We start from the raw sequence: 24,354 nt of genomic DNA, 5'->3' as shown, positions 1-24,354 counted from the left end.
CACTATTCCTAACATGTCCGACCAACGTAAACCTTTCCCCTTCGACGAGTTCGAATCCAAGTGGCAGAAACACTGGGATGATGCCCAAACATTCCGCACTCCGAACCCCGGTGATGACGACTTCGATGCCTCCAAGCCGAAGTATTTCATCCTCGATATGTTCCCCTACCCGTCCGGAGCCGGCCTGCACGTCGGTCACCCCGAGGGATACACCGCCACGGACATCTTGGGTCGGTATAAAAAGATGAACGATCACAACGTCCTGCACCCGATGGGTTGGGACGCCTTCGGCCTGCCTGCCGAGCAATACGCAATCAAAACCGGCCAGCACCCACGGATTACCACGGAGGCAAACGTCGATAACTTCCGCCGCCAGCTGAAGTCCTTGGGCTTTGGCTACGATTGGACCCGCGAGGTCAACACCACCGATCCCAACTACGTGCGCTGGACCCAGTGGATTTTCCTGCAGCTCTACGGATCGTATTTCAACGAGGAAACCCAAAAAGCCGCCCCTGTGAGTGAGCTGGAAGAAAAAGGATGGACCCGCGAGCAGATCGACGAAGTCCGCCTTGCCTTCATCCACGAAGCCCCCGTGAACTGGTCGCCGTCCATGGGCACCGTGCTGGCGAACGAGGAAATCGAGGAGTGGAAAGCCAAAGGAGAAACCGTCGAACGCCGCCCGCTGCGCCAGTGGATGCTGCGCATCACCAAGTATGCCGAACGATTGATTAACGAGCTCGATGACCTCGATTGGCCGGAGTCGATCAAGCTGCTGCAGAAAAACTGGATCGGAAAATCGGTCGGTGCCGAGGTCCGTTTCGAGGTCTCACCGAACGAGGCCGCGAACACCGCCGGCGAAGGTGGCTACAATCCTTTCCAAGTCACCGTCTTCACCACCCGTCCCGACACCCTGTTCGGCGCCACCTACATGGTGCTGGCACCCGAGCACCCACTGGTATCCCAAATCACCTCGCCTGAGCAAAAGCAGGCGGTGGAAGAATACATCCAAACTTGCGCATCCAAGTCGGACCTCGAACGAGGCGACCTGAACAAACACAAATCCGGCGTGCCCACCGGCGCCACCGCCACCAATCCGGTGAACGGCGAGCAGATCCCCGTGTGGATCGCCGATTACGTGATGATGGGCTACGGCAGCGGAGCCATCATGGCCGTGCCAGGCCACGACGAGCGCGATTACGAGTTTGCCCAGAAATTTGATCTCCCTGTGGTGCAGGTCGTCCAGCCTAAGGGCGATGACGAGTGGCAAGGGTTCACCGGCAACGGCACCGCCGTGAACTCCGGTTTCCTCGACGGCATGAAGACCCGCGATGCCAAGAAAGCCATCATCCAGTGGCTGGAATCAGAAGGCCACGGCCACGCCAAGGTGAACTACAAACTCCGCGACTGGCTGTTCTCCCGCCAGCGCTACTGGGGCGAGCCCTTCCCTATTCTCTGGGAAGACGGCCAGCACAAACCTGTGCCGGAATCCGAGCTACCCGTGCTGCAGCCTGAGATGGACGATTTCAAACCGACCGGATCCCCGGAAGGCCCGCTGGCCAAGGCGACCGATTGGATCAACTACTCGGAGACCGCCAAACGCGAAACCAACACCATGCCCCAGTGGGCTGGCTCATGCTGGTATTACATGCGCTACTGCGATCCTAACAACACCGATCGCTTCATCTCAAAAGAAGCTGAAGAGTATTGGTCTGGCAACGAAGGCACCGGCATGGTGGACCTCTACGTTGGCGGCACCGAGCACGCCGTGCTGCACCTGCTCTACGCCCGCTTCTGGCACAAGGTGTTGCACGATCTCGGCCACGTCTCCACCATCGAGCCGTTCCAAAAACTGGTCAACCAAGGCCTGATTCTTGGCGAAATGGAATTCTCACAATTCCGAGCATCTGATGGAACACTTGTTTCCTTCAAAGACGTCACTGAGCAAGATAATACTTTCCATCATAAATCCAGCGGTGAACCTCTTACCAAGGAACCACTCAACGGAGAACAAGTTGATAAAGACGGTGAAAATTATGTATTAAAATCTGATCGCTCAATTCGTGTAAGAGGCAAAGCCGAAAAGATGTCCAAGTCTCTCGGCAACGTCGTCAACCCGGACGATGTGGTAAAAGAATACGGTGCTGATGCCTTGCGTCTCTACGAAATGTTCATGGGACCGCTCGAGCAGGTCAAGCCATGGCAGATGAAAGGCGTCGAGGGTGTTTCACGTTTCCTCGCACGTGTCTGGCGTCTTGCCTTTGAGCAAAACCAGGAAGGCGAGTGGGTGCTGTCCAGCAAACTCACCGATGACGAACCTACGGATAAGGCGCTGCTGAAAGTGCTGCACGAAACCATCAAGAAAGTGGGCGAGGACATCGAAAAGCTTTCGTTCAACACCGCCATCTCCCAGATGATGGTCTGCACCAATGCCTTCACCGCAGCGGAAAAACTGCCAGCTGTATTGCTGCGCGATCTGCTCAAGTGCCTCAACCCATTTGCCCCACACCTTACCGAAGAAATTCACGAGCAGGTAGGCGAAGCCTTCCCAAGTGCGAAGTGCTCACGCGGTCGCATTCTCGCGGACCGTGCCTGGCCGAGCTACAAGGAGGAATACCTGGTCGAAGACGAGGTGGAAATCGTGGTACAGGTCAACGGTAAGCTGCGCGGCAAGATCACCGTGGCCAAGGATGCGCCGAAAGATGAAATCGAAGCCCTCGCGCAGCAGGATAAAAACGTCCAGCTGCACACCGATGGCAAAACGATCCGCAAAATCATCGTGGTCCCAGGTCGTCTGGTGAACATCGTCGCCAACTGACATCATGAAGGTCGAAAAAGTCAAATACGTGCTGTGGGCAGCCGATTGGAAACGCTGCCTGCACTTCTACCGCGATCTCTTCGGCGGTGAGATTAGCTTTGAGTCGGAGACTTGGAGCGAAATCGTCATCGCCGGAGCGACCATCGGCATCCACGGTGGAGGCGAAGGCAAGCGCACTTGGACTGGCCTCAGTTTTCAGCTCGACGACCTCCGAGCCGGCATTGAAAAACTCAAAGAGCACGGTGGCAAGCTGACACGCGAACCCACCGACACCGAGGAAGATCCACTGCACCTCGCCATGTGCATCGACCCCGACGGCAACGAGTTCATGATGACCTGCCGCCGCGATTAACTCTCACTTTAGGAGTGCGGCGAGGCATCGCCGCTTTAAATTCGCGGAATGCTTGGAATGCAGTGCCTGCTAACGTCCTGCTAGAGACTCAGCTGAATGGCTTTGCCAGAACGTCGATATCTCACTGCGGCCTCAGCCGAGCTTTTCACGATCTACCTTTTTCAGCCCCTTGACCACCAAGTCGTAGGAGTAGTCGATCAGCTCACGAATCAGCTCGGGCGCTAGTGTGCCGTCGAGATAGACGCTATTCCAGTGCCTCTTGCTCATGTGATAGCCAGGCTTCACCGCCTCGTGTTCATCGCGCAGTTCCAGCGCGCGATCAGGGTCGCATTTGAGATTCACAAAAGGCGGGTATTCGTCCGGATCGGTGAGGGCAAACATCTTGCCCATCACCTTGTAAACCAGCGCCTGCGGACCGAAAGGCGTGGTTTCCACCGCGCCCTTTTTAGCGCTACAGTAATCAATCACATCGGCAACAGTCATGGCTTATTTCTGCTTGTAGCGAAGGGTTTGCAACCTTCGTAGGTTGGCGGCTAGATCCGTTTGCTATGCTCGAAGGTTACAAACCTTTCGCTACGGGAGCTTAATCGACTCAGGATCGAAGGCCTCTGGATCGAAGTCGTCATCCATCCACTCGGCGAAGCCTCCCATGCATTCCTTGTAGCCAAACGAGCCACCGCAATCTTCCGGCGGGCAGGCGCGCTCGCCTTCTAACACCTTCGGAGCATCGGCCTCGGATTTTTCCTCGATGACAACTTCATGGGTCCACTCGTCAAAGAAATCGTAGCGATACATCAGACGCAGCGACAGCCGTCTGCGACCGACAAAATCCTTGAGCACCACCTCCTTTTCGTCGGTAAAATCATCCTGTGGTCCGACTTGTTCCTGCGTATTCGAGATCACACTGCCGAGATGCCGCCCTTTGCCATGACGGAACTGGTGGTCTTGCCCCCCGCTCCACCCCATGACCTTCTGGATGATTTCATTGAATTCCGCAAAGGTCGCTGTCGCCGGCACAGTGAAGCGCCGCCAGATGAGCGGCTCCACTTCGTAAAGGAAGATCTTGATGACGTAGGAATCCATGGCTCCGATATAATCGCCGCAATGAAGCTTTTCAAGCTCTTAGCTCAGCTAAGCCCAGCGTGAGAGAAGTCGATCTACGAATCACCACGCATGTCGGCAAAGAAATTGGCGAGGTCTTCCTCGGAGGCTTCCTCACCCATGATATCATCGTAGTCCATGTGCTCGACGTATTTGTCATCGAGCTCCATCAGGAACTTACTCGCTTCGCCTGCGTGCTCCTGCCCCCATTTCATGCGCACCGAGCACCAAGTGAGAGTGCAGCGGTCCTGGGCGCGGGTGATGCCAACGTAGAGCAAGCGACGTTCCTCATCGGTGGTGCCTTCTTCAATACTGCGTTTGTGCGGCAGGATCCCTTCTTCCAAGCCCACGAGGTAGACAATGGGATACTCCAGCCCCTTGGAGGCATGCAGGGTGATGAGGGTGACCCCTTTCTGCTTTTCAATATCATTGTCGTCCTCGCGGTCACGGGCGAGAGCTGATTGATCGAGGAATTTCTGCAGCGTCTTGCCTTTCTTGGACGCGTCTTTGAGCTGCTGCACCACATCGTCGATGCTGTTGCGGCGCATGTCCATTTCCTTCTCATTCTTGGAGTTGCGCTTGACCCATTCGATGTAGCCGGTCTCCTCCATCAGCTCCAACAAGACATCGCCCATGTTCTCGGCACCGCTGGTCATGCGCTCGCGGTATTTCATGATCAGAGTGGTGAACTCGAGGATGGAATTCTTCGCGCGGGTGGAAAGGTCTTCGGGGGGCACGCCCATCGATTCCCACACGCTGCCACCACGCAGCCGTGAGTTATCGGTGAGAATAATCGCCGCTGCCTGGCCAATCCCCCGGGGCGGTGAGTTCATGATGCGCAGCAGCGGAATATCGGCGGACGGGTTGGCCAGCACCTGCAAGTAGGCGAGAATATCGCGGACCTCGCGTTTGTCGTAAAAACTTTGCGCGCCAATCATCCGGTAGGGGATCTCTTCCTCGCGCAGCCCCTGCTCGAGGTGACGGCACTGCGAGTTGGTGCGGAACAAAATGGCGATGTCTTCCAGGGGGATTTTTTCCACCCGGTGGAGGTCGGTGATCTCATGGGCAATGAATTCCGCTTCTTCCGCGTCACCAGGCATGGAAATAATGCGGATGTCCTCGCCGCCGGGTTTCACCGAGCGGAGCTGCTTTTCCCGCCGCCCGACGTTGTGCACGATCAATGAGTTTGCAGTGTGAATGATCGAGTCGGAGCTGCGGTAGTTGTACTCCAAGCGAATGATCTTCGGATTGGGGAAGAACTTTTCAAACTGAAGGATGTTCGCCACCTCGGCGCCACGCCAGCCGTAGATACTTTGATCGTCGTCGCCGACCACGCAGACGTGATAGGGCTCGCCCACCAGCTGCTGCAGCAGGCGCATTTGCAAGCTGTTGGTATCCTGGAACTCATCCACAGTGACGCGGGTCCAGCGTTTGCGGCAGATGTCGCGGACGTCGGGGAACTCGCGCAGCAGCTGCTCGGCCAGCAATAGCAGGTCATCGAAATCCACCGCATTCTGCGCGCGCAGTTCGTTGGCATAAGCCTGGGCGACCTCCGCCACAAAGGGATCGTCCATCTCGGAGAATGGGATGCCGGCATTCTTCGCCTTGGAAATCAGGGAGATCACCAGGCCGGGTTCGATTTTCTCCTGGGCGCCCCCCTTGCGGATGATGATTTGCTTGATCAGACCGGTTTGATCGTTGCCAGTGTAGATGGTGAAGTTCTGTTTGTAGCCGAGCCGATCGATGCCGGTGCGCAGAATTCGAACGCAGAGCGAGTGGAAGGTGCAAACGGTGATCTCCTTGCCTGCGGCCTTGTTGACCATCTGGCCGACACGTTCGGACATCTCGCTGGCGGCCTTGTTGGTGAAGGTCACGGCGAGGATCTGATCGGCTGGGATGCCACGGTCCACCATGTGCGAAATCCGACAGGTCACGGTGCGTGTTTTCCCGGTGCCGGCACCTGCAAGAATAAGCACGGGTCCATCGAGGGCATTCACAGCCTCGGCTTGCGCGGGGTTCAGACTGGAGAGATCAAATGACATAGCGGACGGAGATGTAGCTGCAAAACTCCAAGTTACAAATTCCAAATACCAAGAAAAAAGACGCACCTCACGGCGCGCCTTGATCGGGAGCCAATCGCCCCTTGTTGAGCGTTATCAACTCACCCTGAGAACTTAGCGCCCCGGGCTGACCTCGGGAGTGACCTGCAGATCCTTCACTTCGGTGCCACGAAGCACCTTGAATGAAGTCGGCACTCCGGCGACAAGATAGTAAAAGGCATCGACCACTTCAGCATACTCACTGACCTCGTGCCCCCCGATGCTGAGGATGACGTCGCCATTTTTCAGACCGGCCTTCCGGGCCGGAGAATCGGGGCGGACGCTTTCCACGATGGGAGTGGCCACCAGCTCATCCATGATGATTCCGATCCAGCAGCGACTGACGTTGCCATTGCGTTTCTGGTCCTGGCGGATGCGGCTGACCACCTCCACCGGCAGGGTGTAGCTGCTGCTCTTGGCATTGAACACCGCTTGGCGGACAAGACCGATCAGTTTTCCGTCGGCATCATAGACGCCACTGCCGGGCTTTGGAGCCTCATTGCTGTGGTTCACACGCAGCACCGCCAGAGGAAGCACCTTGCCTTGAAAACGGTTGACCCGACTGACCATCCGATCCGTCGAGCTGCGGTCGGTGGCAGATCCGTGGAGCGGCTGGCCGGGAGTGAGGTTCTGAGACGATCCGGTGACGGCGGGTTTCCCCATGCTAGCGACGGATTCGGTCGGCATCTGGTAGATCGCCACGCGGCTGTCGGCATCGTTGACAACGAATTTCAACGGCAGCTTCTGCTCGCCGATACTGAGCGTCGCCTTTTTCGGATCCGAACCGAGCTCGACCACAGTGGCCAGGAGCCCATTGTCCTCCAACAGCACGCAGGCGGAGTTGGATTTTTTGCCCCCCTTGGATTCGAGCGCTGCGAAATCAATGGTCTGGGCCTGAGCTTGAAGAATGGACAAGGTGGCACCGATCACCGTGCCGAGAGTTAGACGAGAGAATCGTTTCATAGGAGTCATAAAAATTACACTTAAACTGGCACCTCAGCTCGCTGGCACAAGGTCAAATATCACCGCGTTCTGTCAGAGTGCGGAACAAACCTAACTCCTAACAGAGAAACCGGCCACCGCGGAGACATGACGATTTCCACCACCTCGGCTCACCAGTGGCAGAGCGACGCTTAGTATGCCTCGTGGTGCGGAGTCTGGTCTTTGTCCGGTGTCAGCATGTCTTCCTCCTTATCCTCGGCAGCTTGGCCAAGTGGAGTGGTAGCTGAGGGGACCTCGTGCTTCACCGGTGCGGTGGGCAGCTGGGCCGGATCGTTTGCTTTCGGCCAGAGCACGAAGGCTAACATAAATGCCGCGTAGGCCAGGCCCGCGCCATAGACCACGTTCAGTTTGTTCCAGCCGGAGAACCAGGTGCCGACCCGCTCGACAAACAAACTGCGGGACGAACGGTGCATCAGGTCCTGACGTTGACGCCGATGGAACTCATCGAGGAATTCCTCAAAGTAGGCATCGTCAGGCTGCTCATAACGCTTCAGTGCGATGAGCTTCTGAACGTCTTGGAAATTTTCAGTGTTGAAATTTTCTTGCGGCATAATGATGAGGTGGTTGGGCGTTCGACGGTTGGGGATTTGGAAATTACTTCGCAAAAGACATCTGACGGTGAGCTACTTTAAAAAGATTGCTTAAGAAATCAAGACAATAAAGCCGCTGCCGTTTTGTGCGTGATGTTGGTCTGAGTGGTTGGATTTATTGATCGGGCGAGTGCGTCCGACCGGTGAATTCCTGAAGGTGTCCTTGGAGTTGTTTGTGAGCGTAGTAGAGGCGAGATCTGACGGTCCCTTCGGAAACGCCGAGGATCGCGCTGATTTCAGCGTGTGGCATGCCCTGGATATCGAACATGGTCACCACCGATCTATGATCATCAGACAGCGCAGCCATGGCTTCGTTCAATTTTTTTTGAAGTTCATGGATATTCGACTGCCGACGTGGGTTGGCATGGTGCGCTTGATCGATGAATGCCGGATCGTTCTGGATGCCGGAATCAACGTCATCGAAGCTGAAGCCAGCCCTCCTTTTCCGCTTTTTGAGGTAGTTCAGCGTCATGTTCACCGCGATCGAGTAGATCCAGGTGTAGAAGGTGGATTTCCCCCGGAAGCGGCGCAGCGACCGGTAGGCCTTGGCGAAAATATCCTGCAAGAGGTCGTGGGTGTCCTCTTTGTTGGAGGTCATGTTATAGACTAGGCCATACAGCTTGCCGCTGTAGCGCATCACCAGCTCATCGAAGGCGGCGGTGTCACCGGCTTGGGACCGACTGACCAGTTCGGCATCGGGGTCGACGGATTTTCTCTCTCTAGCCATAGGTCGGCGGAATCAGGGTAAGGGGAATAGGTGGGTTGCTTGTGGTGCATCGCCAACATGGGCGATCTAGTAGGGGGTGTCAAAGCCACTTACGTGATCACGACGACAACCGCTCGAGGCAAAGCGGACTACAGAGAGAGACACGTCACCGGAGGAAACGTTCAATTCCCCCGCTCAGCATCCGCATAACGTGTGGTCACGACTCCCACACAGCGGGTGTTCGGCAGAATGAATTTTTCGATTTCCACGGTCACTGCAGCGACAGGAAACTCAGCAAGCACGGCTGCGGCGATGTCTTCCGAGAGAGTTTCGATCAGCTTGCGTGGTCGCTCCATGGAGATTTCCTCCACCCGGATCGACACCGCGTGGTAATCGATGGTGCGTGTGATTTCATCTTCCAGAGGCGGCGTCAGCAGCTCTGGCTGAGGAGTCATGACGAGGGTCACCAGCAGGTCCTGGCTGTTGGCGCGCTCGGCATCGGGCACTCCGATGTAGCTGCTGACCACTAGGCCGCGGATGAATACTTGATCGGGGGAATGTTGGGGAAGCATGGGAAGCTTAGAGGGAAGGGGTGGAACTTTCTAACACAGATCGAACTACCGACAAGTCATTGGCAATCCAATCGGGCTCAGAGCTCAGCAGCTGCTGCTCGTTCTGATAGCCGGTCAACAGCGCGATCGATGCCACGCCACCGTGACGGGCGGTATCGACGTCATGCGTCATGTCACCCAAGAACACCGTTTTGCTGGCATCCAGTTGGTGGGTTTCCAGCAGCTGGTGAATCTGCTCACGCTTATCCAGCACGCCGGCATAGGATGATTCGAAATACTGCGCCACAGCCAGCTCTTCAGCATGGCCTTCGAAGGCTTGGGCATCCATCGAACTGAGAATAAACATGCGACGGTTTCGGCTTTGCAGGAACTGCAGGAAATCCATGGCATGTGGCAGCAGCGGCGAAATCACTCCGGAGGCTGCCGAGTTGGCAAATCCTACCCGAAAATGATCCTCCAGCTCGTCCAGTGGGATGTTCGGCAGGATCTCTTCGTAGAACCCGACGTAGGGTAAGCGGAATCTCAGGCGAAACTCGTCGCGCGTGATCTGCTCTTTGCCATAATGCCGGAGCACGTGGTTGGTGGCATCCAAGACCATTGCGAGGTCATCGACCAAGGTGCCGGACCAATCAAAGATCCAGTTCTCGAAGCTGTGGATTTTTTCCTTCATGATTCCAGAAGATGCAATCGGTCCTTAGCCGATTTTAAAAACGATTTTCTTCACCGTGCCCTTGCCGAGCTCACGGTGTAAGTTAGAGAGCAGCTTGCCGCTCATTTGTTGCAGGTGAAATTTCATCGCCGGCTGCACCACACGCAGCACAAGGATGCCGCCCTGGATCGACTCCGGCACGGTGTGCTTAGAGACAAATTCTCCCGCCACCGTGCTCCAGGCGTCTTTCAACCTCTGCTCATCAACGCCGTCGGTCAGTCCGACCGCCTTGAGCAAATCATCCAGATATTCCGCCGGCTCGTGGATGTTTCTGTTGGGATTCGGCGGATCAATGCCTCCGCGCCACTCGGTGAGGAGCCTGGCGCGGATGCGGTCGGTGCCCTTGGTGCGGCCCCGACCTTTTTTTGATCTGGGTCTATTCTCCGCCATCATCGCCAATGGCCTCGACCGGACAACCGTCCATGGCCTCGACGCACTGCTCGCGCTCCTCGTCGTTTTCAGGCTGCTTGTAGACGAAGGAATACCCCTCGTCTTCTTCGCGGGTGAAATTGTTCGGTGCGGTTTCGCGACAGAGGTCGCAATCGATGCACTGACTATCAACGTAGAAAGTGCCACCTACGTTCTCGGGATTCTTATCTTCTTTATCGGCCATGGTATTGAATGCTTGCTGGTGAGATTCTATTTACGCTTCTCCTTCGCCTAAGATAGCCAGCTAGGCAAGTCTGAAATCCTGCGCCGGCGGGTGTTTTCGTCCCGCCCTCCTGGATTTCGACATTTCGGTGGCCTTTTGAGCAAAGAATCGCCTTGCAGCTACTCCCCTCTTTACCCAACCTCATAACCAGCATTCAGCAACATGGACGACAACAAAAATAAGGCAGCCCGCAAGGCGCGCGAACTCAGCAATCATCTCGAGGAAGAAGACCTTTGGGACCTTGAAGACAGCTGGGACGATGACGATAGCCCGGCGGAGCAGGAGGAGGAAACCGACAGCCCGTCCGCTGACAACGCTGAAGAAAAAACAGTCGATGAAACGGCTGAAACCAGCAGCACCGAGGAGCCTGAAGAAGACATTCAGCAAGAAGAACTTTCCGAAGAAACAGAGACACTCGATGACAACGAAGACGAACTACCGGAAGCCTCGGAAACCGGCGACCTGTTCTACGAACTCGAAGAATTAGAGGAATTAGAAGACGAAGAGCCGGAAAGCGGTTCCCCTGAGGACGAAAGCGCAGAGGTGCTAGATACCGAGGACACATCCGACAGCCAGGACGTCAGCGAAACGCTTAGCGAGAAGAAAACCCAGATCGAAGATCTCGATATCGAAGACGAACTCGAGACAATCGAGGACCTGGAAGAGCCGGAAGAACAGGAAGACCTCGCCCCCGAGGTCATAGCGAGCGACGAGGAAGAAGATACCGAGGAAGCGGCCATCATCGAGGAGACCGAACAAGGCGAGGACGACGTCATCGATGCATTCGAGGACGATGAAGAGCCTCAGTATCAAAAAATCCAGCCAGCGACAGAAGCCAGTGCTGCCGAAGAGCTGGGTGCCGAGCCGGAAGACGCGGCCGAGACGACAGCCACAGCTGCCTCAGCAGGCGATCCCGACGCCACCGCCCCGCTCAAACGTCTGGGCTTGAACGCGGTGGAAAAAGTCGCGCTCTCAGCCGTGGCTATCAGCCTGCTGGGACTGGCCATTTGGGGATACATTTTCCTGCACCAACGCAACAGCATTGGTCGTGAGGGTGCCTCACTGGAACTGCCGATCAAAGGCCAGCACACCACAATTTCCAACTTCCAGACCTACTGGCAAACGCCCGATAACAACGCCGGCGTCAAGCTAGGTGCCAAGGTGATTCCCTTCGCCAGTATCACCCTGGCCGACGACGCATCCGGCTCAGGTGCCTTCCGGATCTACTTCTCTGATGCCGACGACAACAGCATTGGTGACACCATCACGCTGGAATTCTCCGGCGGGAAATTCGCCAACGGTCAGAAGACCACGGAGATCTCTGCCACGGATGGATTTCACGAGGAAGGCGACTTCAACGCCTACGTGTTAGACCGCCACATGGCTTGGGAAATCCAGGTTCTGGAAGCCGCTGACGCTTCCGCCAGCAGCTCCGAATTCACTGAGATCCTGAAGACCACGGTCGAACCGATCAGGAAGTAAGTAGGCTCTCGGCCATGGCTCTGGCTTGCTCACCGCCACCACCTAACATCCGCACCAGCTCCTCGATGCGTGACTCATCGGTGACCTGCACCAGCTGCGAGCAGGTGCGTCCGTCACGCACTTCCTTGCTGACCACAAAGTGCGTCGCCGCCACCGCGGCCACCTGCGGAAAGTGGGTGATGGCCACCACCTGATGACGCTCGCCAAGACGAGCCATCTTCTCACCGACAGCCCGGGCAATCTCACCGCCGACGTTGGCATCGATTTCATCGAAGACCATCAAGGGCGTGGCATCTTGGTCAGCCAGTGCACTTTTCACCGAAAGCATCACGCGGGAAATCTCCCCGCTGGAGGCAATTTGGCGTAGTGGCTTCAACGGCTCTCCGGGGTTCGGGCCAAATTCAAACTCGACCCCTTCCAGACCTCCCGCCTCCGGTTTTCCATGAGGCAGCAAGCGCACTTCAAAGGCTGCCTGCTTAAACCCTAACTCCTTAAGGTGGCGGGCAATTTCCTTCGCTAACTTCGGCGCTGATTTGCGGCGTTTATCGCTGAGCTTCGCACCGGCGGCATCGGCATCTTGACGGGCATTGGCCACCGCAGCCTCCAGCTCCTGCAGGCGTTCCGAGCGATTCTCCACCGAGTCCAAACGCTCGGCGACCTCTGCACGGTGCGCCACCACATCGTCCAGGGTGGGGCCGTATTTCCGCTTCAGGTTTTCTAAAATATTGATCCGTTCTTCGAGGCTGGCGAGCTCTGCCGGGTCTGTGCTGAGGTCATCCAGATAGTCCACCAGACCGGCATCGATTTCTTGCAGTTCCATCACCGCACGATCGATACCCTCGAGGGTTTCACGCAGGCCGGGATCGAGCTTTTCCAGATCGCGACACATCTTCTGCAGCTGCCCGAAGCGATCCATCAAGGTGTCCTCGCCGGCGGAAATCAAATTACTCGCGCCGGATGCCAGCTCGACCAGTCGGGAGCTGTTTGAGGCGCGCTGATAGAGAGCTTCCAACTCCTCTTCCTCATCGGGGTTCGGTTTGGCGGCGTCGATTTCCTGCAGCTGATGTCGCAGCAGCTCGAGCTCGCGCTCGCCCTCGATGCCTGCCGACTGAAACGAGGTGAACGCCTCGTCCGCCTCGCGCCACTTTTTCCAGGCTTCGTGATAGCTTCGTCCCAAGTTGGTGGCACCGGCATAGGCGTCTAACATAGAAAGTTGTCGCTCGGTCGACAGCAGCCCTTGGTGGTCGTGCGGACCGTGTAGATCCACGAGGAAGGCCCCCATGCTTTTCAAAACCGCCAAGGTTGCCGGCGAGTTATTGATGAACTGTCGGTTCGAGCTCTGCCCGATGACCCGTTTGACAATCAGTTGACCATCATCGCAGGGGTCCAAGCCGCTGTCTTCCAGAATCGCATTGATCACCGGTGGATCGGCAAGGTCAAACACGGCTTCCACCGTGCAGGTGTCTTCACCAGTTCGGATCAGCGACTTATCGGCGCGCTCTCCGAGAACCAGTTTCAGTGCTCCGACGATGACAGATTTCCCCGCTCCAGTCTCCCCTGTGACACCGACAAGTCCCTGATCCAGAGACCACGACAGTTGATCGACCAATGCCAGATTGTTGATTTTAAGTAAGCTCAGCATGCTGTGATTTTATCCTCTTTCGAGACGGGCGTAAGTATGCAAAGCTTTCGCCAAGTTGAAACCTGAAATTTCACTCACCTTTCTTGGCACCAGCACATCCACCGGAGTTCCGGTGATCGGCTGCTCATGTGCGGTCTGCACTTCTGGCGATCCTCTGCTGATCCGCACCCGCTCGTCCATCCACCTGCAGACGGACGAATATTCGATCCTGGTCGATAGCGGACCGGACCTGCGCGAGCAGGCGCTGCGCGAGGGCCTGGCGCAAGTGGACACCGTGCTCTACACCCACTCCCACCTCGATCACATCACCGGCTTCGATGAACTCCGTGCCTTCTGCTGGCACCGCGACGAGCCCTTGCCGATGTATGGATCTCCCGGCTGCCTAGCCGAGATCAAGCGCATGTTCAGCTGGGCTTTTCTACCGACCAATACCTACCGAGGATACATCAAACCTGCACCCATCGAAACCGACGGAGCCTTTACCTTGGGAAAACTCACCGTCACTCCGGTGCCTGTTGTCCATGGCTCGGTGGAGACCCAGGGCTATCGCTTCGACTACCTCGGCATGCCCAGCCTGGCTTATCTGCCCGATGTGAAAAGTATCCCCGAGAGCAGCAAGAATTTGTTAGAAAACCTCGACACCCTGATCATCGATTGCCTGCACCGGCGCGAACACCCGACCCACATGAACCTGGACGAAGCACTGGCCACCGCTGGGGAGCTGGGGGTGAAGCAAGTTTACCTGACCCACATTTCCCACGAGCTTGACGTGCGTGAGGTGGAACTGCCGGAGCATGCACAATTTGCCCACGATGGATTGAAGCTCACCTTTCCCATCGACCTCTAACCAAACACCATTATGAAAACATTCTTCTGCCTTTTCCTGCTCACGGCCCTGAGCGTCGTGGCCGCGCCCATTGAGCCAGCCCAAGTGGTCGTGCTCTACAACAAACGGCTACCAGAATCCAAGGACCTCGCCGAGCACTACGCCAAGGCCAGAAAGATCCCTAGCAAGAACCTCATCGGTCTGGATCTCTCCGAAAAAAATGCCATTACCCGCGCTGAGTATGACTCCACCCTACGCGATCCCCTACGCCGTCTTCTGGTCACCGAAGGCTTCTGGACCATGGGTAAAAATGCCCAAGGTTTTGCCCTGCCAGTGCGCAGCAAGGTCAGCACCCTGGTCTGCATGCGCGGCGTGCCCTACCAGATTTCACGCAGCCCGGTCAGCGACACCCCACCGCAGAAGCTGCCGGCCCAGTTTGCCAAGCGCACCGAAGCCGCCGTCGATTCCGAGCTCGCCATGGCTGGCGTCCACGGAGTGCCAGTCGCCGGCCCCGTGAACAACCCCTACTTCAAAAAAGACAGCTCCATCGCCGAAGCCAAACTACCCTACGTTCTGCTCGTCGGAAGAATCGACGGCCCGTCCTACAGCACCTGCAAGCGGATGATCGATGACGCCATCCTCACCGAACAGCAAGGGCTGTGGGGGATGTGTTATCTCGACAAGGCACTGAAAGGCGCCGGTTACGCCATTGGCGACCAGTGGCTCGATCACATCGCTCGCCTGAATGACGCCACCGGCATCCCCACCGTGATGGATGCGAACAAACAAACATTCACCACCAATTATCCGATGAATGATGCGGCATTGTATTTCGGCTGGTACACCACCAATCGCAATGGCCCGCTGCTCAATCCGGCATTCCGTTTCCGCCGTGGCGCAGTCGCCGTGCACCTTCACTCCTTCAGCGCCGCCGACCTCCGCCATGCGAATAAAAAATGGGTCGGTCCCATTCTGGAAAAAGGAGCCGCAGCGACGCTGGGCAATGTTTACGAACCCTATCTGCAGCTGACCCACTATTTTGACATCTTCCATCAGCGCCTGATCGAAGGTCATTCCTTGGTTGAAGCCGCCTACATGTCCGTCCCTTACCTCTCGTGGCAGAATGTTGTGTTAGGCGATCCCCTCTACCGCCCCTTCCTGCACCTCAATGGCGGCGGCACCGTCGCCGAAGAAGACCGCGACTTCCGCGCCATCCGCGTGGCCAATCAACGCTGGGGCAAGGAGCCGGAGACCATGGTGAAAAAACTGCGCACCGTGGCGGCGGACAAGGGCAAAGCCCGATTCTACGAATACCTTGGCCTCTGGTTCCGCGCTAGAAACCAGGACAAGGTGGCGATGGCCTTCTTCGATTCCGCCGCGAAAAAACATATACAACCTGCCGACCAACTACGTCAGTGGCTCTACACCGCAGACGTCCACCGGGCTGCAGCGGACAAGGCCATGGCGATCTCCGTGCTGAAAAAAGCGCGTGAACGTTATAGCGACATCCCCGAGGGGAAAACCGTCACCGCCCTACTCAATATCCTCGATCCACCGCCGCCACCACCGGCAGATGCCGTGAAGCCAGCGAAGGCCAAGCAGTAAGCCGTAGCACGGCCTACTCGCCGCCACCGTATGGGCTCATGCTGCCGACATCGGCACTCTCGGAGAGCCAGGCTAACAGGTCATCCACCTCGGTGCTGTCGCCACGGAGCGCTTCCAGTGACGACCAGTCGATGTGGCTTCTCGATTTCACTGCGGACACACGCGTCACATCCAGTCGCTCCATCAGAGCCTCGGTTTCCCGTGGGTGGGCGTTGAGAATGTTGGCCGGGCGTGGCAGGTCATCGAGGATTTCCGCAGTGAGACCGAAGGTGGTCACACCGATGCCGAAGGCGATGCTCAAGCGGCGAATGGAATCGGCCAGGGCTTCGTCCTCAATCGGCGCGGCATAAATCAGCTCACCGCCCTGCGCCCAGACCGAGGCACTCAGGGTTTGGAAAAAATCTTCACGGAACGAGTGGTGCGCCGGCAGGATGCGGAGACGTGCTGCGTGCAAGCGAAACGGTGGCAGACCGAGCTGCGTTTTCAGCTTTCTCAGAGGCATCGCCTGCTCATCACCTTCGCGACTTTCCCAATCGACCAATAACATCTCCGGGAACTTCCAAAGATTTCCGATAGGGGCGTCAGCGGCAAAGGGTTCGCGGAAAGGAAAAGGGAAACGTCCATTGACATCGCACCACTTGTTCACGATGGCGCGGAATTTGCGAATGCGCATCATCGCATGATCGACCTGCGCTTGATCGCCCTGGATATCATCCAGTCGCCCTTGATACTGCGAGTAGATTTCTTGGGCACTGGAGAGCGCCGGAATGGGTGCGGTGCGGCGATAATAACCTTGGCCTTTTTCCACCTTGGCAATTGGCGAGGTGGGATCACAGGACATGATCGAAAAATGATAACGCAGCGAGGCATCGGAATAATTGCCGTCCAGTTTCATCCGAATCAGTCGAATTAGCTCAGTGCCCTTAATGGCTTCTTTGGGATTCGCAGGAAGATACTCGGTGAGAGTGTCGTTGAGTTGCGTGCGTAAGCTCATGATGTAGTTTGGGAGGGGCGCGTAAGACAAATCTGCGGGGAACAGAGATGTGATAAAAATCTGCGCTCATGAAATGCCTTGAAACCGTTACGCTCAAGCATGATTTTAAAATTTGCAGCCAAATGAATCATTTTGTGAATAACTATTTTATTCTTGTCGTCTATAGGAGTATGAAGTGTTATTTTTCCAGCATGACAATCCGTCCATCCTTTCTCCCCTTGATCGCTGCGGCCTTTGCAGTCGCCACCTGCTTGGTTTCTAACGTCCGTGCGGATGAAGCCGCCGATCGGATTCTTGAGGGAGTGCGCCTTTCCGCCACCCTCCAGCAGAACAATCTCACCGGCAACTTGCGCAAAAATGGCAAGCGCTCCCCCATCGCTTTGTTCCTGCGCGGGGAGAACATTCAGTTCCAATATTTCGATGGTAAAGTTTGGCAGAAATTTCACATGCGTTTGAAGAAAGACAAATTCGATCTCTTCGAGCTGAAAAATGGCAAGACTCTGCGCTTTCCCAGCAGCAAACTCAGCCAGCCGATCATGGGAACAGATCTCACCTACGAAGATCTCGCATTCCGCTTTCTCTACTGGCCCAATGCCACGATCGAGGGTTCAGAGAAAATCAAAACTCAGGACTGTTATAAAATCCGCCTGGTGAACCCCACACGCGACGGTAGCTATGGCATCGTCTACATCTGGGTGCACAAAAAATATGGAGCCCTGATGCAAGTCTCCGGCTACAACCGCGATGGCCAGCTCCTCAAACGCTTCCACGTGACCAACCTGATGAAGGTGGGCGATGTGCAAACCTTGGAAAAAATGAATGTGGAGACCTACAAACTCGGCACCCAGAAAGTCACCGGCATCACTTACATGGAGTTCGAGAAACCCAAGGAGGTGAAAAAAGGCCTGCGCTAACAGCTTGGGACGTTGAATGGAGAGCTATACCTTGCTCCCTCCCACGGGCTGAGGCTGATCCCTACACTTCAAGCCGACTTTTCCTTGGCGCTCTGGCAATCAATGCACAGAGAGACAGAAGGTTTGGCCTCCAAGCGGGCCATGCTGATTTCCCCACCACATTCTTCACAAATACCGTAGCCTCCTTCATCAATGCGTTGGAGTGCGAAGTCGATTTTCTCGAGCAGCTTACTTTCGGTGTATCCCAGCTGATGTTCCACCACGGACTCGGCAATCTTCTCAGCGCGATCCGCCTCGTCAGCAAGTGCGCCAGCGGTGCCTGTGTTGGCGACACCGTGACGGTTCAAATCCTCCAGCACCTCTTGGCGCTGCAGCACCAAGGCCTTCCGTATCTTATTGAGTTCGCTTTTATTCATGGCTCAGGCATCACTATTAGGGATGATTCTGAAGGATAATCTGTAATCAAATCTTTGTCAAATCGCCCACTCTGAGCGATGCAACGGATTTTCATTGTTATTTATTGAACCCCGTCCAAGTATCCGCGCGCTGTCGGACATCCGGCAGCACCTTTCGGGAGGCCCGTAGCACGGGCAGGAAATCGATGGGGAATCCGGTGACACATCAGTCGATGCCATTCCGGAGCGGTTACGCCACTGTGAGCCAGGATCAAACACGATCCGGTGAGCCAGAACACCAGCCTGAGAGGATCCGAGAACCTTCCTGCGACTAACAGGAACCACTCAGACCTATGAAACATAACCAATCAGCACTCGATTCAAGTGCCTCATCGTCGGCCCGTCTTACGCCTAACATTCAGCGTCACACCGGGATCATCACCATTGCAGCCACCGCCGCCAGCCTCGGCATGGCATGTGCCAATGAGGAAGAGAACGAACTTCCGAACACCACCATCATCGCTAACCGCGCCGAGACGGATCTTTCCAAAGTCGGCAGCGCAGTGACCGTGCTCGATGTCAGCGGACTGGAAAGCGACGGCATCTATCACCTGGACGACGCCCTGAAATTTGCTCCCGGCGTGATCTCAGAATCCATTTCCGGCCAGCGCGGCTCAGCTTCATCCCTGCTGCTGCGTGGCACCACCACCGGCCACGCTCACATTCGGGTCGATGGCATGCGTGTTTCCGGCCCTAACATCACCTCGGGCAGTTTCTTCGGCGGCTCCGGGCTGCTCGGATTATCCCGCGTTGAAATCCTCCGCGGACCCCAGAGTGCTCTGTATGGCGGCGATGCCATCGGTGGCGTATTGGGGCTCTACTCCGCCAAAGGCAGCGGCGCTCCCAGTGGCTCGCTGCGACTGGAAGCCGGCTCGTTCGATAGCTTTTCCAGCAGCCTGAACTTCCAAGGGCAAATCGACCAACTCTCCTACAACTTCGGTATCGGCTACGAAAGCACGGACAACGATCTGCCGAATAACGACTTCAGCCAGCTGAGCTACGCGCTGCGTCTCGATTACCAGGTCAATGACTCTCTCGACATAGGCCTGACCCTGCGGGGCTTCGATTCCGAGTTCCGTCGTCCTATTTACTCGGACCCCAGCTTCTCCCGCGATGCCGACGATGACACCACCAGCACCCTCGCCACCATCTACGGCGAGCTGCAGGTGAACGAAATCTGGAAATCCAAACTCACACTCGGTCTTTACGAGGAGGATTTTGATTCCACCACCTACGCCTCGGCCAACTTCTACCGCACCGACGGGGAGAAAAAGGCGATTTACTGGGACAACACCGTGCAGTGGAACGATCGCCACAGCACAACGGCTGGCCTGGTCTATGAAACCACTGATTTCCAATATCAAAGTTACTACTACGGCCTGACCGAGGACCAACGTGACGTCCGCCAGTACGGCGCCTACGTCAACCACAGCTGGGACATCACTGAGGCCTTCACCCTGACTGGCGGAGTTCGCTGGGAGGATTATGACACCTACGGCGATGAGGTCACCTGGCGCGCAGCAGCAGCGTATCGGATCGAGTCCACCGGCACCAAGTTCCGCGCCAGCGTCGGCAAAGGTTTCCGTCCTCCGTCCTTCATCGATATCTACGGCTTTGGTGGCACCTCCAACTTCGACTTGGAAGCTGAGCAATCGATCGGTTGGGACCTCGGTGTCGATCAATCGTTCTGCGATGGTCAGTATCTCGTAAGCGTCGGCTATTTTGAAAACCGGATCGAGGACCAGATCACCACCACCTATGGAGGCCCTCCGTTCTACGCTCCGATCACCACCAACGCCCCCGGCACCACGGTCACCCGTGGCGTGGAATTGGAAGCGCACGCTACGTGGCTGGACGGCCGCGTCCGCGGCAGCGTGAATTACACCTGGCTGGCCGAGTCACTGCAAGACCAGCCCGAGCACTCCGCCGGTCTGCGTGTCAGCACCGATGTCACCGACACCTTGGAAGCAGGCTTCAGCGTCAATTACCTCGACGACCGTAGCTGGGGTGGCAACGAGGTGGATGCCTACACCCTCGTCAACCTGCATGCCAACTACCAGATCAGGCCCGGCATCACCCTGAATGCCAGAGTGACCAATGTCTTCGATGAGGACTACGAGTTCGCCAATTTCGGCAGTGGTCTGTATCAAACCACCTACCCAGGACGAGGCCGCGGTCTCTTTGGCGGCATTACTTTTGAATGGTAAGCATTCGCTGCTTGGCAGGATCGCCCGATCAGGTGATCCTGCCCCCGCCCATCTATGAACCGGACCATTTATTGCGAAGCAATTGATCACTACTTCATTCTTGCCACTCGTCCGGCTCGAGTCGTTAGCCTTTTGCCCTTTGCCACCGAGACCCTTCACACGATGGGCCTCGCTGATTCGCTGGTGGGTGCCTCCGAATACTGTCGCCGCTACGTGCCGGAGCTCGAGGCCCCGGTGGTGGGGCAATATGTCTACTGCGACATCGATAAGATCAAGGTTCTGAAGCCCTCGCTCATCCTGACCACCAATGGGATTCAAAGGAATCTCGCCAACCAGCTCGCTAGGGAAGGCCTGCCGGTTTTTGTCCTCCCGCTGCCGCAGAGTTTCTACGGAATTCTGGAAAACATCCGCGTTCTCGGCAGGTTGATGAACCAGCTTGAGGAAGCCCGCACACTGACGGCGTCACTCACCGAGCGGGTGAATATTTTGAGGCAAAATGCCCCCGCACGGCGACCTCGGGTCTATGTGGAGATCTGGGTCGATGGAGAAATGCACACCGTCGGTGGTGGTTCCTACATCCAGGACCTGGTCGACATTGCAGGTGGCGATCTCATCTATCGCGACAACAGCACGGATTACCTCGTCCCCGATTTCGATTACGTCGCCAGCCAGAAGCCGGACGTCTATCTCTTCTTCCACGAGCCGGAATACGAGCTCAATGCGGAAGAGCTCATCTTCCAACGCCAGTGGGACATGGACTCTCAGATCATCCTTTCCACGGTGACCCCCGGCAAGAATATCATTCAAGACGGCCCCAGCATCCTCGACACCGCTGAGTGGCTGCACCAGCAACTCCACGCGTGATGTCCAAACCGACCCATCCCCGTCGCTACAAGGGCCTTGTCATCATGGTCGTGGCTGTGGTCGCCATCTTTGCCGCCAGCCACTGGTGGAGACAATCCTTGGACCAAGCGGTCGCCCGATCCTACCCGCCGTCCGACCGCAGTGAGAGCACGCCGCGCATTGTTGCCTTGTCACCCAGCGCCGTGGAAATCATCTACCAGTTAGACCTTGCCGAGCAACTCGTCGGTGTCTCCCGCTTCTGCCAGTTCCCACCGGAAGTCAGCTCCAAGCCAGTCGTCGGCGGCTACCTCGATCTCGACTTTGAAGCTCTGCTCCAACTCGAGCCCGATCACGTCCTGCTACTCGTCGAGCAGGAGTCGCTGGCGCAGCGGCTGCAGCAGCTCGGCATCGAAACCATCTCGGTGGATCACACCAGCACCACCGGAATCATCGACTCCATCGAGGTCTTGGGTTCAGCCTTCGGTAAAGAGGACAAGGCCCACAGCATCGTCCGCCACATCCGTGAGCGGGTCCAGCAGGTGCGGCAACAATACCCAGCCCCGTCACCACCGCCGCGGGTGCTGGTCTGTATTTCCCGCGATACCAGCTCAGCGCACCCCGACCGCATCATCGCCGCAGGCAATGCCGGAGTGCATCAGGAATACATCACCATGGCCGGCGGTCGGAACGCTTATCGTGGAGCCATCGCCTACCCCTCGCTCTCACGCGAGAAACTGATTCAGATCAACCCTGATGTCATCATCGACCTGATCCCTGAGAAGGTCTGGGAAAAGGCCGACCGTGATCAGCTCCTGCAAGCATGGTCGAGCTACTCCGAGCTGAAGGCGGTGCAAAACCAACGCATCGTCATCATTCACCAAAACCAACATCACATCCCCGGCCCCCGCTTCCCTGACACCCTCGAAGCCTTCGCCCAAGCCATCTCACCCAAGTAGGAAAGGGAAACCATTTCCCCAAGATTCACACGTCCATGCCCGCACTCGATATCCATCAGCTCTCGCTAACCATTGGCGCGCAGCGGCTCCTCACGGGAGTCAGCTGCTCGATCCGGAGTGGCGAGCGGGTGGCCATTGTTGGGGCCAATGGGGCGGGCAAGACCAGCTTGCTGCGCTGCCTGTTAGGATTGATCACCCCCGATCACGGCGAGGTCCGCATCCAAGGAGAAACCATCACCCGGCTCACACGCGCGCAGATTGCCCAAAAAATCGCCTACGTCCCTCAGGGCCTCGGCGGAGACATTCCCTTTTCCGTGCAGGACTTCATCCTGATGAGCCGCTACTCCCACGCAGCCATCGGCCCCGGGATTTTACCCCACGATCACGATGGCCGGCATATCGCCAAGGACATGATGCAGCGCGCCGGAGTGGATCACCTCGCCCAAAGAAGCCTGAACACGCTGAGCGGTGGCGAACGGCAGAAGGTCAACATCGCCGCCGCACTCACCCAGCAGTCCCCCATCCTCCTGCTCGATGAACCGGCAGCGCATCTCGATCCGAAACAGCGCGAATCGATTCAGGAGTTGTTAGGAGACATCGGCCAGGGCGAAAAACGCACCATCGTCAGCGTCACCCACGACCTCAACTGGGCGGCGATGGATTTCGATCGTATCATTGGCATGAAAAATGGCGAAGTCCTCTACGACGCCACCCCCAACGATTTCATCACCACGGAGACGCTGGAGGAAATTTTCGATTCCCGCTGGTCGGTTCAGCCACACCCCGAGAGCGGAGCTCCCATGGTCGTCCCCAGACATCACCGCCACCCGAGCCATGACTAAGTCACCCAGGAAAACCATCTTCGGCGTGCTGCTTCCTGTGGCAGTGCTGACTCTACTGATCGCCCCTTGGGTGGGGATCAGCAGCCCTGATTGGTCGGTGATCGCCCGCCCTGGAGCCGAGGATCTCGATGCCCTCGTCTTCTGGCAAATCCGCGTGCCGCGGGTGCTCTTGGCCATGCTCGCCGGCATCGGCCTGTCGCTTGGTGGTGTCGTGTTTCAAGCCATCTTCAGGAACCCGCTGGCCACCCCCTTCACCTTGGGCGTGGCTGGTGGAGCCTCGCTCGGTGTGACTCTCTCGCTTTTCCTCGGCATCCAGTTCACCTTCCTCGGTGTCTCCGGGCTCTCGCTTGCCGCGCTGTTGGGAGCCATAGTTTCCATTGCCTTGGTCTACGGCGTTGCCAAAGCCACGGGAAACACCTCACCGCAGACAATGTTGTTAGGCGGTGTGGCGATCAGCTTTTTCTTCTCCAGCCTGATCCTGCTGTTCCAATACCTCGGCGACCTTAGCAACACCTTCCGCATCATCCACTGGCTGATGGGCGACCTCAGTCGTGCCAGCTACGACACTGTTTTCCAGGTCCTCCCCTTCATTTTCAGTGGCTCCTTAATCATCGCCTACCTGCACCGGGAGTTGAACCTGCTGACCATCGATGACGACCTCGCCGCAAGTTACGGGCTGCGAGTGGAACCCATGCGTTTCACCCTCTTCATCGCAGTCTCGCTGATGATTGCCGGCATCGTCACCGTCTGTGGTCCCATTGGTTTTGTTGGCATCATGGCCCCGCACATCTGCCGCCTGCTCATCGGCACCAACCACCGCCACCTAATCCCAGCCTCCATTCTCTTCGGCGGCAGTTTCCTCACCCTATGCGACACCATCGCTCGCACCCTAGCCACCTCCGCCGAAGTCCCCGTAGGCATTATCACCGCACTGTTAGGTGGCCCGTTTTTTCTTTGGCTGTTGTTTAGGAGCGGGAGATAGAGCCAATA

Annotated in this window: 24 protein-coding genes and 1 riboswitch; of the genes, 11 read left to right on the top strand and 13 right to left on the bottom strand. The window is 56.8% G+C overall.

Features of this window, described 5'->3' with window-relative positions; all coding sequences use genetic code 11:
• The first annotated feature begins 13 nt into the window (after positions 1 to 13).
• Together leuS and JO972_RS04425 are read left to right on the top strand one after the other, a co-directional pair.
• A complete protein-coding gene (gene leuS, locus JO972_RS04430) occupies positions 14 to 2,815 on the top strand; it encodes a leucine--tRNA ligase (protein WP_309488793.1) in 2,802 nt (933 codons plus the stop codon).
• A gap of 4 nt (positions 2,816 to 2,819) precedes the next feature.
• The gene (locus JO972_RS04425; protein WP_309488792.1) at positions 2,820 to 3,167 is read left to right on the top strand and encodes a VOC family protein; all 348 of its coding nucleotides are present in this window, start codon (positions 2,820 to 2,822) and stop codon (positions 3,165 to 3,167) included.
• A 132-nt stretch (positions 3,168 to 3,299) separates the two neighbouring features.
• Here JO972_RS04425 and JO972_RS04420 read toward each other — a convergent pair whose 3' ends face one another.
• The 10 genes from JO972_RS04420 to JO972_RS04375 all read right to left on the bottom strand — a co-directional run bounded on the left by JO972_RS04420 (position 3,300) and on the right by JO972_RS04375 (position 10,559).
• Positions 3,300 to 3,650 carry an MmcQ/YjbR family DNA-binding protein gene (locus JO972_RS04420; protein WP_309488791.1) on the bottom strand — a complete coding sequence of 117 codons (351 nt, stop codon included), beginning with the start codon at positions 3,648 to 3,650 and terminating at the stop codon, positions 3,300 to 3,302.
• A 90-nt stretch (positions 3,651 to 3,740) separates the two neighbouring features.
• Complete coding sequence (locus JO972_RS04415) at positions 3,741 to 4,250, bottom strand: plasmid pRiA4b ORF-3 family protein (protein ID WP_309488790.1); 510 nt, start codon at positions 4,248 to 4,250, stop codon at positions 3,741 to 3,743.
• A 74-nt stretch (positions 4,251 to 4,324) separates the two neighbouring features.
• Positions 4,325 to 6,310, bottom strand: a complete 1,986-nt coding sequence (locus JO972_RS04410; RefSeq protein WP_309488789.1) for an ATP-dependent helicase — start codon at positions 6,308 to 6,310, stop codon at positions 4,325 to 4,327.
• Positions 6,311 to 6,442: 132 nt separating this feature from the next.
• Positions 6,443 to 7,330, bottom strand: a complete 888-nt coding sequence (locus JO972_RS04405) for a S1C family serine protease (RefSeq protein WP_309488788.1) — start codon at positions 7,328 to 7,330, stop codon at positions 6,443 to 6,445.
• 170 nt (positions 7,331 to 7,500) lie between these two features.
• Positions 7,501 to 7,920, bottom strand: coding sequence for a hypothetical protein (locus JO972_RS04400; RefSeq protein ID WP_309488787.1), 420 nt, complete (start codon positions 7,918 to 7,920; stop codon positions 7,501 to 7,503).
• A 154-nt stretch (positions 7,921 to 8,074) separates the two neighbouring features.
• Complete coding sequence (locus JO972_RS04395) at positions 8,075 to 8,686, bottom strand: sigma-70 family RNA polymerase sigma factor (protein ID WP_309488786.1); 612 nt, start codon at positions 8,684 to 8,686, stop codon at positions 8,075 to 8,077.
• Positions 8,687 to 8,847: 161 nt separating this feature from the next.
• On the bottom strand, positions 8,848 to 9,237 hold the full coding sequence (locus JO972_RS04390) for a dihydroneopterin aldolase (protein WP_309488785.1): 390 nt from the start codon (positions 9,235 to 9,237) through the stop codon (positions 8,848 to 8,850).
• Between the two features lie 7 nt (positions 9,238 to 9,244).
• The gene (locus JO972_RS04385) at positions 9,245 to 9,907 is read right to left on the bottom strand and encodes an HAD family hydrolase (protein ID WP_309488784.1); all 663 of its coding nucleotides are present in this window, start codon (positions 9,905 to 9,907) and stop codon (positions 9,245 to 9,247) included.
• 24 nt (positions 9,908 to 9,931) lie between these two features.
• Complete coding sequence (locus JO972_RS04380) at positions 9,932 to 10,339, bottom strand: DciA family protein (RefSeq protein WP_309488783.1); 408 nt, start codon at positions 10,337 to 10,339, stop codon at positions 9,932 to 9,934.
• Positions 10,323 to 10,559, bottom strand: a complete 237-nt coding sequence (locus JO972_RS04375; protein ID WP_309488782.1) for a ferredoxin — start codon at positions 10,557 to 10,559, stop codon at positions 10,323 to 10,325. The genes JO972_RS04380 and JO972_RS04375 overlap by 17 nt, the downstream gene beginning before the upstream one ends.
• A gap of 201 nt (positions 10,560 to 10,760) precedes the next feature.
• Between JO972_RS04375 and JO972_RS04370 the strand changes: the two genes are divergently transcribed.
• Positions 10,761 to 12,080, top strand: coding sequence for a hypothetical protein (locus JO972_RS04370; protein WP_309488781.1), 1,320 nt, complete (start codon positions 10,761 to 10,763; stop codon positions 12,078 to 12,080).
• Here the strand turns inward: JO972_RS04370 and recN are convergent.
• On the bottom strand, positions 12,070 to 13,722 hold the full coding sequence (gene recN, locus JO972_RS04365; RefSeq protein ID WP_309488780.1) for a DNA repair protein RecN: 1,653 nt from the start codon (positions 13,720 to 13,722) through the stop codon (positions 12,070 to 12,072). The genes JO972_RS04370 and recN overlap by 11 nt on opposite strands.
• Before the next feature lie 55 nt (positions 13,723 to 13,777).
• Here recN and JO972_RS04360 point away from each other — a divergent pair, with 55 nt between their 5' ends.
• Positions 13,778 to 14,569: an MBL fold metallo-hydrolase gene (locus tag JO972_RS04360; protein WP_309488779.1), complete on the top strand. Its 792-nt coding sequence runs from the start codon at positions 13,778 to 13,780 to the stop codon at positions 14,567 to 14,569.
• A 12-nt stretch (positions 14,570 to 14,581) separates the two neighbouring features.
• Complete coding sequence (locus JO972_RS04355) at positions 14,582 to 16,153, top strand: TIGR03790 family protein (protein WP_309488778.1); 1,572 nt, start codon at positions 14,582 to 14,584, stop codon at positions 16,151 to 16,153.
• 13 nt (positions 16,154 to 16,166) lie between these two features.
• On the opposite strand, the gene JO972_RS04350 is transcribed toward JO972_RS04355, so the two are convergent.
• On the bottom strand, positions 16,167 to 17,147 hold the full coding sequence (locus JO972_RS04350; RefSeq protein WP_309488777.1) for a hypothetical protein: 981 nt from the start codon (positions 17,145 to 17,147) through the stop codon (positions 16,167 to 16,169).
• A 191-nt stretch (positions 17,148 to 17,338) separates the two neighbouring features.
• Between JO972_RS04350 and JO972_RS04345 the strand changes: the two genes are divergently transcribed.
• On the top strand, positions 17,339 to 18,061 hold the full coding sequence (locus JO972_RS04345; RefSeq protein ID WP_309488776.1) for an outer membrane lipoprotein-sorting protein: 723 nt from the start codon (positions 17,339 to 17,341) through the stop codon (positions 18,059 to 18,061).
• Positions 18,062 to 18,129: 68 nt separating this feature from the next.
• Here JO972_RS04345 and JO972_RS04340 read toward each other — a convergent pair whose 3' ends face one another.
• Positions 18,130 to 18,477 carry a TraR/DksA family transcriptional regulator gene (locus tag JO972_RS04340; RefSeq protein ID WP_309488775.1) on the bottom strand — a complete coding sequence of 116 codons (348 nt, stop codon included), beginning with the start codon at positions 18,475 to 18,477 and terminating at the stop codon, positions 18,130 to 18,132.
• 139 nt (positions 18,478 to 18,616) lie between these two features.
• Positions 18,617 to 18,777, top strand: a riboswitch (cobalamin riboswitch).
• A 32-nt stretch (positions 18,778 to 18,809) separates the two neighbouring features.
• Here JO972_RS04340 and JO972_RS04335 point away from each other — a divergent pair.
• From JO972_RS04335 to JO972_RS04315, 5 genes are read left to right on the top strand one after another with little or no spacing between them, the layout of a single operon-like run.
• Positions 18,810 to 20,723 (top strand): TonB-dependent receptor, encoded by a 1,914-nt coding sequence (locus tag JO972_RS04335; protein WP_309488774.1) that lies wholly within the window; start codon positions 18,810 to 18,812, stop codon positions 20,721 to 20,723.
• Between the two features lie 54 nt (positions 20,724 to 20,777).
• On the top strand, positions 20,778 to 21,587 hold the full coding sequence (locus JO972_RS04330) for an ABC transporter substrate-binding protein (RefSeq protein WP_309488773.1): 810 nt from the start codon (positions 20,778 to 20,780) through the stop codon (positions 21,585 to 21,587).
• The gene (locus JO972_RS04325) at positions 21,587 to 22,522 is read left to right on the top strand and encodes an ABC transporter substrate-binding protein (RefSeq protein WP_309488772.1); all 936 of its coding nucleotides are present in this window, start codon (positions 21,587 to 21,589) and stop codon (positions 22,520 to 22,522) included. Before JO972_RS04330 ends, JO972_RS04325 begins: the two co-directional genes overlap by 1 nt.
• A gap of 35 nt (positions 22,523 to 22,557) precedes the next feature.
• On the top strand, positions 22,558 to 23,364 hold the full coding sequence (locus tag JO972_RS04320) for an ABC transporter ATP-binding protein (RefSeq protein ID WP_309488771.1): 807 nt from the start codon (positions 22,558 to 22,560) through the stop codon (positions 23,362 to 23,364).
• The gene (locus JO972_RS04315; protein WP_309488770.1) at positions 23,357 to 24,346 is read left to right on the top strand and encodes a FecCD family ABC transporter permease; all 990 of its coding nucleotides are present in this window, start codon (positions 23,357 to 23,359) and stop codon (positions 24,344 to 24,346) included. The genes JO972_RS04320 and JO972_RS04315 overlap by 8 nt, the downstream gene beginning before the upstream one ends.
• The last annotated feature ends 8 nt before the right edge of the window (positions 24,347 to 24,354 follow it).

This window comes from Oceaniferula flava (assembly GCF_016811075.1).
GTDB classification, from domain to species: domain Bacteria; phylum Verrucomicrobiota; class Verrucomicrobiia; order Verrucomicrobiales; family Akkermansiaceae; genus Oceaniferula; species Oceaniferula flava.
Note: the sequence above shows the minus strand (reverse complement) of the source record. Positions and strands in the feature narration are given on the sequence as shown.